Consider the following 15,130-nt stretch of genomic DNA (forward strand, 5'->3'; position numbering starts at 1 on the left):
TCAACCCTTGTGGCTCAGGTAGTAGCCCAGCAGGCCCTTGGTGGAGCTGTCGTGCCCATCGCTGCTGGCCTCGCCCTTTACCTTTGGCAACAAGGCCTTGGCGAGCTGCTTACCCAGCTCAACGCCCCACTGGTCATAGGAATTGATGTTCCAGATAACGCCCTGCACGAACACCTTGTGCTCATACATGGCCACCAGCGAGCCCAGCATTTCGGGCGTCAGTTGCGGATAGAACAAGGTGTTGGACGGGCGATTGCCTGGAAACACCTTATGCGGCGCCAGCTCTTTGATCTTTGCCTTATCAATGCCCTGGGCCTTGAGTTCGAGCACGACTTCTTCCTCGGTCTTGCCCAGCATCAGCGCTTCAGACTGCGCCAGCACATTGGCGACCAGCTTGTCGTGATGCGGCGGCAGGCTCTCATGCGGCTTGGCGGCGATCAGGAAATCGGTGGGGATGACGTCGGTCCCCTGATGGATCAGTTGGAAGAAAGCGTGCTGGCCATTGGTGCCCGGCTCGCCCCAAACGATGGGTCCGGTAGACCAGCCGACAGGCTTGCCGGCCAGCGTTACCGCCTTGCCGTTGCTCTCCATGTCGAGCTGCTGCAGGTATGCCGGCAGGCGCGAGAGGCGCTGGTCGTATGGGATCACGGCCTGGGTCGAAAAACCCCAGGCATTGCGATACCAGACGCCGAGCAGGCCGAGGATGACGGGAAGATTTTGTTCCAGCGGCGTGGTCAAGAAGTGCTGATCCATCGCGTCAGCGCCCTTGAGAATCTTGGCGAAATTCTCGTAGCCGACGGCCAGCGCCACCGGCAGGCCGATGGCAGACCAGATCGAATAGCGCCCGCCGACCCAATCCCAGAAGCCAAAAATACGGTCTTCACGAATGCCAAAGCCCTTGCAGGCCTCGATATTTGTCGAAACGGCGGCGAAATGATCGCTGACCGCGGCGTCGCCTAGCGCATCGGCGATCCATGTCCGGGCCGAGGCGGCATTGGTCATGGTTTCGTCGGTGGTGAAGGTCTTGGAGGCGATGATGAACATCGTCGTCTGCGGCTTCAATCGCTTGAGGGTATCGTGGATATGGGCGCCGTCGACGTTGGAGACGTAATGCACGCGCAGATCGGCGCGGGTATAGGGCTCAAGCGCCAGTGTGAGCATGGCCGGGCCGAGGTCGGAGCCGCCGATGCCGATGTTCACCACATCGGTGATTTGCTCATTGGTATGGCTGCGGATGACGCCGTTGCGGACGTCATTGGTATAGCTCTCGATATGGCTCAGCACCGCGCGGATATCGGGCATGACATCCTGGCCGTCGACCGGCACCGGCTTGTCGCCCTGATAGCGAAGCGCCATATGCATCACGGCGCGGTCTTCGGTGATGTTGATGTGCTCGCCTTCGCACATCTGGGTGCGGCGTTCCTCGACCCCGGCAGCGCGCGCCAGGTCGAACAGGGCGGCCATCACGTCTTCATCGATGCGGTTCTTGGAATAGTCGAGCAGCAGGTCGCCGGCCGTGGCGGAATAGCGCTTGAAACGGTTCGGATCGATCGCGAACTGGACGCGCATCGGCGTCTCCGCGAGGCGCTTGCGGTGCTTGTCGAGCGACGCGAAACTGGCCTTGCGTCCTGATTTAGCCATGTCGATAAACCTTTGCTGACCGCAAATGAACGGAAATTAGAGTGGTGGCAGGTCGCCGGCGTCCCATGCTGAACGGGTCGCTGCGGCGTAGTCGGAAAAACTGTTGGTCTCGATTGCCGCGCGGGCGCCTTGGACCAGCTCTTGATAATAGGCCAGGTTGATCTGCGAAAGGATCATCGCCCCTAAAATCTCTTCAGTCCTGACCAGATGGTGAAGATAGGCGCGCGAAAAACGGCGGCAATTGGAATTGGGCGACGCCTCGTCGATGGGACGATGATCATCCTTATGCCGGGCATTCTTCAGGTTGATGACGCCGAACCGGCTATAAACATGGCCATGACGGCCGGCGCGGGTCGGGTGGACGCAATCGAACATGTCGATGCCCCGCCCGATGGTGCCCAGAATGTCGTCCGGCTTGCCGACGCCCATCAGATAGCGCGGCCGATCGGTCGGCAATTCCGGCGTGATGTCCTCGATGACGCGGAACATCACTTCCTGAGGCTCGCCCACGGCAAGGCCACCCACCGAGTAGCCGTCAAAGCCGATGGAGGTCAGCCCAGCAGCCGAACGGGCACGCAGTTCGGCATTATCGCCGCCCTGCACGATGCCGAACAGTGCGCGGTTCTGCTGGTTGTTGAACGCGGTCTTGGAGCGATCGGCCCAGCGGAGCGACAGCTCCATGGCGCGCTCCATCTCCTTGTACTCCGCAGGCAGCGCGATGCACTCGTCGAGCTGCATGATGATGTCGCTATCCAGCAGCGTTTGGATTTCGATCGAGCGCTCCGGCGTTAGCTCATAGGCGGAGCCATCGATATGCGATTTGAACGTCACGCCCTTCTCGGTCAGCTTGCGCAACTTCGCCAGTGACATGACCTGGAAGCCGCCGCTATCGGTCAGGATCGGGCGCTGCCAGTCCATGAACGTGTGCAGGCCACCCAGCCCGGCGACGCGCTCGGCACCCGGCCGCAGCATCAGGTGATAGGTATTGCCCAGCAGAATATCGGCGCCGGTTTCGCGCACCTGTTCAGGATACATCGCCTTGACGGTGCCGAGCGTCCCCACCGGCATGAAAGCTGGGGTCTGGATGTCCCCGCGCGGCGTATCGATACGGCCGCGCCGCGCCATGCCATCCGTGGCGGAAAGGGTAAAAGTCACTTGTTTCATGGCGGGGTTTCTAGCTGGTCGCGCCAATGGTAACAACCATTGCGTGCAGCCGATTATGGCCACGCGCGAACGCCGAGGTTGCCCATGCTTCGCCTATTGTCCGCCGCCGTGATTTTCATGGCCCTGAGCACCGCCGTCTACGCCCAGGAAGGCAGCTATTCGGGCAGTGGTGAGGGCGATCTGACGGCGGTTATCCAAGCGCCCGGCGCCGACGGCTTTACCGACATCGAGCTGTCGACAGCGACGCCGATCGAAGACGGCATGGGCGGTTGCTCTGGTGAGGTCAGCGGCAGCGCCGAACTAAACCGCACCGGCGGCACCTTCTACGCCTCCAACGAAGACTACGACCCAGCGGACGAATTCAGCGATGAATATTGCGAAGTCGCCATGACCTTCAAGAACGGCAAGCTGGTAATCGAGGAGGGCCCCGGCTGCATGCAGTACCATGGCGCCGCCTGCGGCTTCACCGGTGAGCTAACGCTGGACTAGGGCGCGAACTAGAGCCCATCGTCTTCCGGCATTTCCGCTCGCAGCAGCAGCGACGAGTCCCCGTACGAATAAAACCGATACCCCTCGGCGATGGCGTGCTGATACGCCTCGCGCATCGTGTCCATCCCGGCAAACGCGCTGACCAGCATGAACAGCGTCGATTTGGGCAGATGGAAATTGGTCATCAGCACGTCGACCGTCTTGAAGCGAAAGCCGGGGGTGATGAAGATCGAGGTATCGGCGCTGAAGGGGGCGAGCACGCCGGTACGCACTGACGCGGATTCGAGCAGGCGCAGGCTCGTGGTGCCAACGGCGACGACACGCCCTCCAGCGGCCTTGGCGGCCAGAATACGCTCGGTGGTCGCCTCGTCGATCTCACCCCATTCGGCGTGCATGACATGATCGTCCGTGTCCTCGGCCTTCATCGGCAGGAAGGTCCCTGCCCCAACATGCAGAGTGACGCGCTCGATGGTGACGCCGTGATCGCCAAGTTTTTGCAGTAGCTCCTCAGTGAAATGCAGCCCCGCTGTGGGCGCGGCGACCGCGCCATCATGGGCCGCATAGACTGTCTGATAGTCAGTCTTGTCGCGTTCCTCGATGCCGCGCTTGGCGCCGATATAGGGCGGCAGCGGCATGGCGCCGTGCGATTTGATCGCCTCGTCCAACGCGGCGCCGCCAAGGTCGAATTCCAGCGTGACTTCGCCGGTTTCGCCCCTGCCCGCGACCCGAGCCGTCAGCGCCGTGCCGTCGCCATTGCCGAGTTCGAGCCGGTCGAGCAGCGCCAACCGCTTGGCCGGGCGGGCAAAGGCGCGCCAGGTATGGGCATCGTCGCGCTTATGCAGGTTGAACGACACCGACGCGCGGTTATCGCCGCGAATGCGGGTGCCGCGCAGTTCGGCGGGCAGCACGCGGGTATCGTTGACCACCAGCACGTCGCCTGGCTTCAGCAGCCAGAGCAGATCGGGAATATGGCGATCGGACAGCCTGTGGACCGGGTCCACCACCAGCATGCGCGCGCTATCGCGCGGCTCCGCCGGATGGAGCGCAATGAGGGATTCGGGAAGCTCGAAGTCGAAATCGGAAACACGCATAAGGCGTGGTTAGCATGGCGGACGGCCATAAGGCGAGATTTGAGTGGCGGCTAAAGCACGCGGATCATGATGGCGCCTGCAACTAGCAGCGCAGCGCCAGCAGCACGCCCAAGGGTGATCTCACGCACCGCAATACCCATGAAGCCAACGCGGTCCAGCGTCAGGCCGGCGAGCAATTGGCCGGCAATGGCCAAGCCCATGACGGCGGTCGCGCCGATCATCGGGGTCAGAAAGACCGAACTGGTCACGTAGACCGTGCCCAGCGCGCCGCCGGCTACAAATAGCCAAGGCGCGGGACCGCTGAAATTGATGCTCGTGCCCTGCACCTTGGCAAACACCAGGGTCACGACCCAAAGAATGATCGCGCCCGCGAGGAACGACATGGCCGCCGCCGCGATCGGCAGGCCCAGGCCCTTGCCCAGCTGGACATTGATCGGCCCCTGCGTGGCGATGCAGGCACCGGCGATAACGCCTAGCAGGGTCCACAAGATGGTTTGCATGGGGCGCACTCGGGTTCTCGGGGTATCAGATAGATTGAAAGCACCCCCACCTAACCTCCCCCTGCTAGGGGGAGGAACGCGCCACTCTTGGGGCAGGATCTCAGTCCCACCACAAGACGGCTCCTCCCCCCTGCAGGGGGAGGATGGGTGGGGGTAGTCGCGTTACTCGGTCAGATCAGCCGCAACGCGGACGGTGACCATCTTGTCGGGGTTCTGCACGGGCTCGCCGCGCTTGATCTGGTCGACGTTTTCCATGCCTTCGATGACATTGCCCCAAACAGTATACTGCTTGTTGAGGAAGGGCGCGTCGGCAAAGCAGATGAAGAACTGCGAATTGGCGCTGTCGGGATTGGACGAGCGGGCCATCGAGGCGGTGCCGCGAACGTGCGGCTCGGCCGAAAATTCCTGCTTCAGGTCCGGGTACTTCGAGCCGCCGGTGCCGGTGCCGCGCGGATCGCCGGTCTGGGCCATGAAGCCGTCGATGACGCGGTGGAACACGATGTTGTCGTAGAACTTCTCGCGCGCCAGCTTCTTGATGTGGGCGACATGGTTCGGGGCTAGGTCAGGGCGCAGGGCGATGACGACATTGCCCTTGGTGGTTTCGATGACGAGGGTGTTTTCGGGATCAGCGTAATCGGCCATGGGGCTCACTTTCTGAGTTTTTATTGAATGCGTGGTGCGCATGTAAGGGGAATGGGCTTGCGGTGCAAGGCGGGCCGCGCACTACCCCCACCTAGCCTCCCCCTGGAAGGGGGAGGAACAGACCGCGTTTCGTCACGCAATATTGCCACGCCACAAACGGTTCCTCCCCCTTCAGGGGGAGGTTAGGTGGGGGTGCGCTTACTTATATTCGATCTTGGCCGAGATGATGCTGTCCGGACCGTCGACGACGCCGCTCTGGTCGGTGCCCTTCTTCAGCGCATCGACAGCTTCCATGCCGGAAACGACTTTGCCGAACACGGTGTACTGGCCATCGAGGAAGCTGGCATCCGCATAGGTGATGAAGAACTGCGAATTGGCGCTATCGGGGTCGGACGCGCGGGCCATGCCGAGCACGCCGCGCTGGAATGAAACCGAATTGGTGAATTCGGCCTTGAGGTCCGGCAGGTCCGAACCGCCGGTGCCGTCGCCCTTCGGATCACCGGTCTGGGCCATGAAGCCATCGATGACGCGGTGGAACTTGAGGCCGTTATAAAAACCCTGATTGGTCAGGGTAACGATGCGCTCGACATGGGCGGGCGCCAGGTCGGGCAGCAGCTCGATATCGACATCGCCCTTGGGCAGCGTCAGGATCAGATGGGGTGTGCCGGCGGGCGTCTGGGCCCAGGCGGGAGCGGCGAAAACGGTGGCAGCGGCAATGGCGAGCGCACCGAACAGACGGCGGGAAACAGCGATCATTTTGATTTCAGGGCCTTGAGAACAAGCTGCGGGACGAAGGCGGAAATGTCGCCGCCCATCTCGGCTATCTGGCGCACCAATGTGGCCGAGATGTGCCGCACGGGCGGGCTGGATGGCAAGAAAACAGTCTGCAGATCGGGCGCCATCTGGGCGTTCATGCCGACCATCTGCATCTCGTAATTATAGTCGGTGGTGTCGCGCAGGCCGCGGATGATCAGCTTGGCGCCATGCTCGCGCGCGGCCGTGACCATCAGCCCACCGAAGTCGACAATCTTGAACTCGGTATCGGTGCGCTTGCCGACCGGCGCCAGCACCTGCTCGAGCAGCGCCAAGCGGTCCTCATGGGCGAACAGCGGCGTCTTCTTGCCGGAATTGATCCCGACCGCGACAACCAGCGTATCGACCAGCTTGCAGGCCCGCTCGATGACGTCGAGATGGCCATTGGTCACCGGATCGAACGAGCCGGGATAAAAGCCCACCAATTTGCTCATTGTGCCCTCCCCAAAGTGTCGTCGGGTTTTGTCATGGTGGGTGAGTCAAGGCAAGCGGCGCAGCATCGTGGCGGCGGTGACGAGGCCAAGCAGCAGCACCAGCGCGCCGCCGCTGAGAAAGGCGGCGCCGGTTCCATACGCCGTGGCGATCACGCTGCCGATGAAGGGTGCGGACAGCATCACCGCGGTAATCAGCGCCTCGCCGGTCGCGAAGACCCGCGCAATGCGGTCGGGCGGCGTCTCGGCCTGCACGATGGTTCGATAAGGCACCAGCATGAAGGCAGTGGAGCCGCCCATCAGGCCCAGCGCGAGGAAATAAAGCCAGGCCGGCACCCCAATATGAGCCATGGCGGCCAAGGCGATGGCTATGGTGACGCAACCGGAAAACACTGCCGACCAGGTCATGCAGGCAATGGGATGGCTGGCAAGGCGTCCGGCGACCAGCGCGCCGATCAACCCGCCTGCCCCCGATGCCGCGATACCGACACCGAACGCCGTGGCGCCAAGCCCGAAATCCGCGGCCAGCAGCGCAATCAGCGCGTCGTAGAGAAAGAACGCGAAATACGCGACAGCGGAGAACACCAGCGCCAGCAACAGGCGTCGGTTGCGGCGAAACTCGGCGACGCCGGCTGTGATTTCCGTGCGCAGATCGGATGGTGCGCGAGCCTCACGTTGCGGCAGGTTGAGACGGATCAGGCTCAGTGCCGCCACCAGCGACAGCACCGCGTTGAGCCCAAACACGGACTGCGCCGGGATGAAAGCCAGCAGCAGCCCACCGAGCGCAGGGCCGGCAATCTTGGAGGTCTGATTGATCGCCTGATGCAGGCCATTGGCACTGGCCAACAGTTCGGGCGGCGTCGAAGCCTGAATGGCCGCCTGCCGCGCCGGGGTGAATGCGGAATCCACCGACGACCGGACGAAGACCAGAAGCAGCACCAGCGGTGTGTTGCTGGCGAAAACCAGCGCCAGCGTGGTCAAGCCCCGCCCCAGATTGGACAGCACCAGCACCCGGCCCAGCGGCGTCCGATCAATATAGACCGCCAACAGCGGGCCGATGGCTATATAGGGCAGCGTCAGCGCAAAACCGAACAGCGCCAGCACGAAAGGCCCCTCGCCCCAGGCAAATACCAGCAGTGCGACGACCGCCGCATAGTCGAGCCAATCCGCAAAATCCGCCGGAATGCTCGCCAGCGCCAACCGCCGGGGCACCCGCAAAGCGAGCAGCGCGCGGTAGCCGGTTTTGCCGCGCGTCATGCCGGATGGCGTCCGGGTGCGTAGCGGACGAAAATATCGACGCCATGCTGACCGACCTGCTCCTCAAGCAAGGTCCAGCCAAGACCGAGATAGAACGACCGCATCGGCGCATTGGCGTAGAGATAGACTTGGGCGTGGCGCTGATCGAACAAAGCCTGGACCGCCCGCTCCACCAGCGCCCGCGCCAGCCCGCCGCCTCGGTCGTCCGGCTCAACCCAGAGCGCAGCGATCCATGGAGTCAGGTCGGGACGTTCCTCAAGATCGGAGGCTATCGCCGTTACCGTGCCAGCGAAGCGGCCATCGGCATTGGCCACCAGGGTAAACGGGAAATCGGTGGCGGCGACGACGTCGGACAGTCTTTCTTCAAGCTCCGCCAGCGCCGTTCCGCCCGACTTCCACCAGGCGCGCCAGATGCGATCGGCGACGGCGGGGAAAAACTCCCCGGCGTCGCGGAGATTGACTATATCGAGGGTCATGCCCGCCTTTGCAGCGCGAGCCAGACGCCGCCGCACATCAGGATGGCGCCCGAGACCCGGTTGACCATGCGAACGCGGGCGGCAGTGAGCAGGTGGCGCATCTGGCCGGCCGCGACGGCGTAGACGCTGTCGCTCAGCGTGGCGACGGTCATGGTAATGAGGCCGAGGATCATGATCTGGCCAAAGGCCGGACGGCTCATGTCGATGAACTGGGGCAGGAAGGCGCTGAGGAACAGTAGGGTCTTGGGATTTGACCAACTGACAAGCATGCCCTGCCAGATATAGCGACCGATCGGCAGGCGATCTCCCGCATTGAACTGCAATTCGCCGGTCGAACGAAGCATTTTCCAACCGATCCAGATCAGGTAGGCGGCGCCGGCCAGCTTGATGATTTCGAAGGCGCCGGAGACGAGGGTCATCACGGCTTCGAGGCCAATGGCGACGACGAAGACCATGCTGAGCATGCTCAATTCGGTGCCGAGAATGGTGAACAACCCGGCCCGCGTACCGCCCGCCAGCGAATTGGCGATGACCACGGAGACCGATGGTCCGGGAATGACGGCGAACAGGATGCAGGCGATAATATAGGGCAGCAGGATGGCTGTATTAATCATGGGAGACTCCTCGGGGACAAGGAAAGACAGGCGATAAGGAAGTTGGCAAGGGGTGATCGAAAGGACTGGGTCTGCCGAGGGCTTCCCCCTCACTCGGCCTCCGCTTCGCTCGGCCACCCTCTCCCCGATGGGGAGAGGAATTCTGGGAGCATGGTGCTTCCTATTCTTCTCCCCGTCGGGGAGAAGGTGGCGCGTAGCGCCGGATGAGGGGGAATCTCACCCAAGAAGAAGGGCGCCGGAGCGCCCCTCAAATTCCTCAATCAGCTGCCGGTTCATCCGGTGCGTCAGGCGCCTCCGGACCATCCGAACCGTCCGGCGCATCGGGCGTATCGACTGCCTCGGGGGCATCGCCCTCTTCGTCGTCCTCGGGCTCGCTGATGCGTTCCACCGAGACCACCTTTTCGTCCTCGGCGGTATCGAACACGATGACGCCCTGGCTGCCGCGCGAGACGATGCGGATCGGCTTCTTGCCCTCGACGGGCATGCGGGTCATCTGGCCCTTGTCGGTGACCAGCATGATCTGGTCCTCGTCAGCCACCGGGAAGGAAGCGATCAGCTTGCCGTTACGCTTGTTGACGGCCATGGCGGTGATGCCTTTGCCGCCGCGCCCGGTGATGCGGTATTCGTGGCTCGACGTGCGCTTGCCATAGCCGTTTTCCGAGATTGTCAGGATGAACTGCTCGGCTTCGCTCATCGCGACATAGCGGTCCTGGCCCAATTCGCCCGCGACCACCGCCTCTTCGGCATCGTCGGTCGCGTTCTCTTCGCTATCGCCTTCGCCACGCACCGCGCGGCTCATCTTGAGATAGGCGACCCGCTCTTCGGACACAGCGTCGAAGTGCCGGATGATCGCCATCGAGATGACGATATCGCCTTCGGCCAGCTGGATGCCGCGCACGCCGGTGGAGTCGCGGCCCTTGAAGACGCGCACTTCATCGACCTGGAAGCGGATCGCCTGGCCCTGGGCGGTGGTCAGCAGCACGTCGTCGGCGGCCGAGCAGGTATCGACGCCGATAATGCCGTCGCCCTCGTCCAGCTTCATGGCGATCTTGCCGTTCTGGCGCACTTCGACGAAGTCGGCCAGCGAGTTGCGGCGCACCGTGCCGCGATCGGTGGCGAACATGATGTCGAGATCGGCCCAGGTGCCTTCATCCTCGGGCATGGGCATGATCGAGGTGATGCGCTCGCCCTGCTCCAGCGGCAGGATATTGATCAGCGCCTTGCCACGGGCATTGGCGGCCGCCAAAGGCAGGCGCCAGACCTTGAGCTTGTAGACAATGCCACGGCTGGTGAAGAACAGGATCGGCGTGTGTGTATTGGCGACGAACAGGCGGCTGACGAAATCCTCGTCGCGCGTGGCCATACCCGAACGGCCCTTGCCACCGCGGTTCTGCGCCCGATAAGTCGAGAGCGGTACGCGCTTGATGTAACCGCCATGGGTCACGGTGACGACCATATCCTCGCGGGCGATCAGGTCTTCGTCCTCGAAATCGGCGGCGCTATCGGTGATTTCGGTCTTGCGCGGCGTACCATACTGATCGCGGATCGAGGTCAACTCGTCGCGGATGATGGTGATCACCCGCTCGCGCGAGCGCAGGATATCGAGATAGTCGGCGATTTCGGTGCCCAAGCCATTGAGTTCGTCGCCGATTTCGTCACGACCCAGCGCGGTCAAACGCGCCAGACGCAGTTCGAGAATGGCGCGAGCCTGTTCCTCGGACAGGTTGAACGTGCCGTCTTCGTTGATGCGATGGCGCGGATCGTCGATCAGCGCGATCAGCGGCGCGACGTCGCTGGCAGGCCAGCGGCGGGTCATCAACTGCTCGCGTGCCGTCGCCGGATCGGGCGCGGTACGGATCAGGGCGATGACTTCGTCGATATTGGCCACAGCCACAGCCAGGCCGACCAGGATATGGGCGCGGTCACGCGCCTTGTTGAGCATGAACCGGGCGCGGCGCGTCACCACTTCCTCGCGGAAGGCGATGAAGGCCACGAGGATTTCCATCAGGTTCATCAGCTGCGGCTTGCCGCCGTTCAGCGCCACGAAATTGCAGCCGAACGAGGATTGCAGCGGCGTGAACCGATAGAGCTGGTTCAGCACGACATCGGGCAGCGCATCGCGCTTGATCTCGATGACCACGCGCATGCCCTCGCGCGAAGATTCGTCGCGCATGTCGGCGATGCCTTCGATGCGTTTTTCGCGCACAAGATCGGCGATCTTCTCGACCATCAGCGCCTTGTTCACCTGATACGGCAATTCGGTGATGATGAGCGCTTCGCGCTCCTTGCGGATTTCCTCGATGGCGACACGACCGCGCATCATCACGCCGCCGCGGCCGGTCTCGTAGGCCGAGCGGATGCCGTGGCGGCCCAGGATAATGCCGCCGGTGGGGAAATCGGGGCCGGGCATGACGGCCATCAGGTCTTCGGTGGTCACATGCTGCTGGTCGAGCACCAGCAGCGTGGCCTCGATGACCTCGGCGAGGTTATGGGTCGGGATATTGGTGGCCATGCCCACGGCGATGCCGCCGCCGCCATTGACCAGCATATTGGGAAACCGCGCCGGCAGCACGACGGGCTCGTGCTCGGAGCCGTCATAGTTGTCGCGGAAATCGACGGTGTCCTTGTCCAGATCGTCGAGCAGGTTACCGGTGATGCGCTGCATGCGCACTTCGGTGTACCGCATCGCCGCTGGCATATCGCCGTCGACAGAGCCGAAATTGCCCTGCCCTTCGATCAGCAACTGCCCCATGGAAAAGTCCTGGGCCATGCGGACCAGCGCCATGTAGACCGATTGATCGCCATGCGGGTGATACTTACCGATCACGTCGCCGACCACACGCGCCGACTTGCGATAGGGCTTGTTCCACTCGTAGCCATTCTCGCTCATGGAGAACAGGATACGGCGATGCACGGGCTTGAGACCATCGCGCACATCGGGCAGCGCCCGGCTCACGATCACGCTCATGGCGTAATCGAGATAGGATTTGCGCATCTCGTCGGTGATCGAAATCAGCGTAATATCGGACGGCGGCAGCGCGCCGGCCCCGTCATCGGGCGTATCTGTCACTGGGGTGATTCTATGTTGTTCGAACTGGCTATTTATATAGGCGATTATGGGCAGGAATGCCAATTTTCGAGGCCGTCAGCCTGTGGATAGGCATCCCTGCAAGTCCATCTCCGGAAAACGCCGCCTTACGTCGCTGGAGCCGTGGCCGGCTTGTTGAATCGCAAGCCGAGCACCAGCGGCACGATCATCACGTAAACCACGACGACCGAGAGCCAGATCGCGCCGGGCCACTCCTCGCGGAACACGAAATAAAGGCTCGAGAACGCCAGCGGCGCGATGATCGAAGACAGGCTCACCGCCGATTGCAGCACGCCCTGGAACTGTCCCTGCTGGCTCTCGTCGACCTGCCGCGTCGCCAGCGATTGCAGCGCCGGCACGCCGATACCACCCAGCACCATGATCGGCATGATGGCGAAGACCACCCAGCCGTCATGGGCGAAGGCCAGCACGATCAGCGCAACCGAGGCGCCGGCGATCCCGGTCAGGATGGCGCCGCGCTCGCCGAGCAGCTTGACCGCCGGGCCGGGCAGGAAGGCCTGCGCCAGCGTCTGGCAGACGCCATAGGCACCGAGCGATAGCCCGATCCACAGCCCGTTCCAGCCGAACGCGTCATTGCCCCACAGCGCCCAGCAAGTGCCGTAGACTTCGCCGGTGCCGCTGAAGATGAAGAAGATCAGCACGATCGGCAGCAGACTCTTCAGCGAAAACACCCAGCGCAGCGGCCGCAGCGGGTTGAGCGCTGAGAAGGCGATTTTCTCGCGGGTCGGGGTCCGCGACTCCGGCAGCATGAAGAAAGCGAGCAGCAGGTTGGCCCCGTTCAGCACGGCCGCCGCGATGAACGGCAGCCGCACCCAATAGTCGCCCAGCAGGCCGCCGAGAACCGGCCCGATGATGAAGCCGATGCCGAACATGGCGTTGAGCAGCCCGAAGCGGCGCGCCCGCTTGTCCTCGGGGGAAATGTCGGTGATGTAGGCCGCCGCGACGGAGGTATTGGCGCTGGTCAGGCCGGCAATGGCGCGCCCGAGCAGCAGCAGCCAGAGACTGGGTGCAAAGGCGAGGAACAGGTAATTGACGGCCGCCCCGGCCAGCGAGATCAGCAGTACCGGGCGGCGCCCCAGCCGGTCGCTGAGCGAGCCGAGCACGGGCGCGAAAATGAACTGCATGGCCGCATAGAGGGCCGTCATGATGCCGATATAGGTCGCCACGTTGCCGGCGTGGGTCACCTCGGCCAGCAGCGTTGGCAGGATGGGAAAGATAAGGCCGATGCCCACTGCATCGAGGACAATGGCAGTGTAGATGACGACAAGTGGTTTGTTCATGGCGTGTTTCCGGTCGGCACGGACATGCAGCGCCGAACGGCGCCGATGGCGTGCGATGAGGCCTGATCGATGTCAGGCATGGGGATTTTGGAAACGCTGGCCGACCATGCCAAAAGGCGCATGGAGGGCGTGTGCTTGACCGCCTGGACGACTATTCGTCCACCTGTTTACTCCGCCACTAAGCGGATCAAGGGAAGTGGTCGCTTTTCGCGATAACCGACCACATACGCCCGGCGAAAGGATGCCGCAAGCCATTTTACTCAGGACGGCGCGGTGACGATGCGCTCGAGGGTGTCGTGGTGCTTGACCATCCACGCGGCACTGCGGGCTCGCCAGGTCACGGCCCATAACGGCGTTGGGTCGGTGCTGTCCGGCGTGACCTTTGCTTCTACGGCTTCATTGGCGGCGCTGCGGATGGCGAAGTCCCGCATCTCGCCAACGAACCCCAGGCGACGGGACCGTGGCAACTCATAGCCATCGAGCAGCATCTTCGCCTGCCGCCCCCTGGCCTCCGCGGAGCCCAGCCCGAGAACCTCTGCCAGGTCGTCATCGAAGAGCAGCGCATTGAGCCAGCAGGCCTGCGCCAGCTCGATGATCGGATCGACCGGCCCAGCTTCTTCCCAATCTATCAAAGCGACCGGCAACCGCTCTCGCGCGATGATATTCCATGCGCCGGTGTCACAATGGCCGATGACGCTGGGCTGGCCGAGGTCTCGCCCGAACCACGGCCGCCATAGGGCATTGGCCGGGGGCACAAATGATGTCGAGGCGATGTGCAGTTTCCTGAGCATCTCGCCTAACACCGGCAATGCGCTGTCGTCCCACGGGCTGGGGTGGATGCTCTCGCCTTCGACAAAGGTGAGCATCTCGCGCCCGTGTTCATCAAAGCCTTCGCCGATGAGACGCGGGGCGTACTCGAACCCTTCCTGCTCCAAGTGTCGCAGCAGGGCCGCCGTGGTTGTCGACCATGGCGCGGCCTGCCGAAACACCACATCTCCCAGTCGGGTGACGGTCGACCGGCCGCCAACCAGCGACAACTCGTCGGTAGGATTATCTTGCTCTGTCATGACGCCATTGTGGGGCAGCGCATGCAGAAATCAAGATTCTTGCCGGTCTCGACCAGCGGGTTGGCTTACGCCCCTGCCCCGTCATACTCCGCCCGTGCCACGTCGATATCGGGATGGTTTGCATTGGCCCAACGGATCAAATGCCCGAACGGCACGATGATGGATTGCCCCATCGGCGTCAGGCGGTATTCCACCGAGGGCGGCTTGGTATCGAACACCTGACGCGAGACCATGCCGTCGCGCTGCAGGTCGCGCAGGGTCTGGGTCAGCATTTTCTGGGAAATGTCGGGCACGTCGCGCTTGAGCTGGTTGAAGCGGCGCGGGCCGGTTGCCAGGGTCATCACCAGCAGCATGCTCCATTTGTCGCTGATCTTGTCGAGCACGCCGCGGACGGGGCACTCCATATCGAAGGGCGTGTCGGCCGAAGCCTCGATCCATTGATTGATGATAGTGTCTTCGTCGAGCCGATCAAGCATAGGTTACCTCAAGGTGCGCTTATGCGCTCAAAGTGCCTCCTTTCGCCGCGCGCCGACGTGTCCTAGATAGCACTCTCCAA

Annotated in this window: 15 protein-coding genes; 1 reads left to right on the plus strand and 14 read right to left on the minus strand. The window is 62.9% G+C overall.

The window, feature by feature from the left end:
• Together pgi and tgt are read right to left on the minus strand one after the other, a co-directional pair.
• A complete protein-coding gene (gene pgi / locus JWP26_RS00290) occupies positions 1-1,641 on the minus strand; it encodes a glucose-6-phosphate isomerase (protein WP_299721764.1) in 1,641 nt (546 codons plus the stop codon).
• A 36-nt stretch (positions 1,642-1,677) separates the two neighbouring features.
• Positions 1,678-2,805: a tRNA guanosine(34) transglycosylase Tgt gene (gene tgt, locus JWP26_RS00295; protein ID WP_299721766.1), complete on the minus strand. Its 1,128-nt coding sequence runs from the start codon at positions 2,803-2,805 to the stop codon at positions 1,678-1,680.
• Positions 2,806-2,889: 84 nt separating this feature from the next.
• Here tgt and JWP26_RS00300 point away from each other — a divergent pair, with 84 nt between their 5' ends.
• Positions 2,890-3,294 (plus strand): hypothetical protein, encoded by a 405-nt coding sequence (locus JWP26_RS00300; protein ID WP_299721768.1) that lies wholly within the window; start codon positions 2,890-2,892, stop codon positions 3,292-3,294.
• Positions 3,295-3,302: 8 nt separating this feature from the next.
• Here JWP26_RS00300 and queA read toward each other — a convergent pair whose 3' ends face one another.
• The 12 genes from queA to JWP26_RS00360 all read right to left on the minus strand — a co-directional run bounded on the left by queA (position 3,303) and on the right by JWP26_RS00360 (position 15,050).
• Positions 3,303-4,385: a tRNA preQ1(34) S-adenosylmethionine ribosyltransferase-isomerase QueA gene (gene queA / locus JWP26_RS00305; RefSeq protein WP_299721771.1), complete on the minus strand. Its 1,083-nt coding sequence runs from the start codon at positions 4,383-4,385 to the stop codon at positions 3,303-3,305.
• Between the two features lie 50 nt (positions 4,386-4,435).
• Entirely contained in the window at positions 4,436-4,885 is a 450-nt protein-coding gene (locus JWP26_RS00310) for a DMT family transporter (protein WP_299721773.1), read from the minus strand.
• A gap of 162 nt (positions 4,886-5,047) precedes the next feature.
• The gene (locus JWP26_RS00315) at positions 5,048-5,527 is read right to left on the minus strand and encodes a peptidylprolyl isomerase (protein ID WP_299721775.1); all 480 of its coding nucleotides are present in this window, start codon (positions 5,525-5,527) and stop codon (positions 5,048-5,050) included.
• A gap of 198 nt (positions 5,528-5,725) precedes the next feature.
• Positions 5,726-6,283, minus strand: coding sequence for a peptidylprolyl isomerase (locus JWP26_RS00320; protein WP_299721777.1), 558 nt, complete (start codon positions 6,281-6,283; stop codon positions 5,726-5,728).
• Positions 6,280-6,774, minus strand: a complete 495-nt coding sequence (gene coaD, locus JWP26_RS00325) for a pantetheine-phosphate adenylyltransferase (protein ID WP_299721779.1) — start codon at positions 6,772-6,774, stop codon at positions 6,280-6,282. The genes JWP26_RS00320 and coaD overlap by 4 nt, the downstream gene beginning before the upstream one ends.
• Positions 6,775-6,819: 45 nt before the next feature.
• Positions 6,820-8,028, minus strand: coding sequence for an MFS transporter (locus JWP26_RS00330; protein ID WP_299721781.1), 1,209 nt, complete (start codon positions 8,026-8,028; stop codon positions 6,820-6,822).
• Positions 8,025-8,504, minus strand: a complete 480-nt coding sequence (locus JWP26_RS00335; RefSeq protein ID WP_299721783.1) for a GNAT family N-acetyltransferase — start codon at positions 8,502-8,504, stop codon at positions 8,025-8,027. The genes JWP26_RS00330 and JWP26_RS00335 overlap by 4 nt, the downstream gene beginning before the upstream one ends.
• Positions 8,501-9,118: a LysE family translocator gene (locus JWP26_RS00340; protein ID WP_299721785.1), complete on the minus strand. Its 618-nt coding sequence runs from the start codon at positions 9,116-9,118 to the stop codon at positions 8,501-8,503. Before JWP26_RS00340 ends, JWP26_RS00335 begins: the two co-directional genes overlap by 4 nt.
• 256 nt (positions 9,119-9,374) lie before the next feature.
• The gene (gyrA, locus tag JWP26_RS00345; protein ID WP_299721787.1) at positions 9,375-12,188 is read right to left on the minus strand and encodes a DNA gyrase subunit A; all 2,814 of its coding nucleotides are present in this window, start codon (positions 12,186-12,188) and stop codon (positions 9,375-9,377) included.
• A 125-nt stretch (positions 12,189-12,313) separates the two neighbouring features.
• Positions 12,314-13,507 (minus strand): TCR/Tet family MFS transporter, encoded by a 1,194-nt coding sequence (locus tag JWP26_RS00350; protein ID WP_299721789.1) that lies wholly within the window; start codon positions 13,505-13,507, stop codon positions 12,314-12,316.
• Between the two features lie 260 nt (positions 13,508-13,767).
• On the minus strand, positions 13,768-14,574 hold the full coding sequence (locus JWP26_RS00355) for an aminoglycoside phosphotransferase family protein (protein ID WP_299721790.1): 807 nt from the start codon (positions 14,572-14,574) through the stop codon (positions 13,768-13,770).
• 65 nt (positions 14,575-14,639) lie between these two features.
• Positions 14,640-15,050, minus strand: coding sequence for a winged helix-turn-helix transcriptional regulator (locus tag JWP26_RS00360; protein ID WP_367184045.1), 411 nt, complete (start codon positions 15,048-15,050; stop codon positions 14,640-14,642).
• Positions 15,051-15,130: the final 80 nt, after the last annotated feature.

Origin of the sequence: Devosia sp., assembly GCF_028290435.1 — a bacterium.
Classification (GTDB): domain Bacteria; phylum Pseudomonadota; class Alphaproteobacteria; order Rhizobiales; family Devosiaceae; genus Devosia.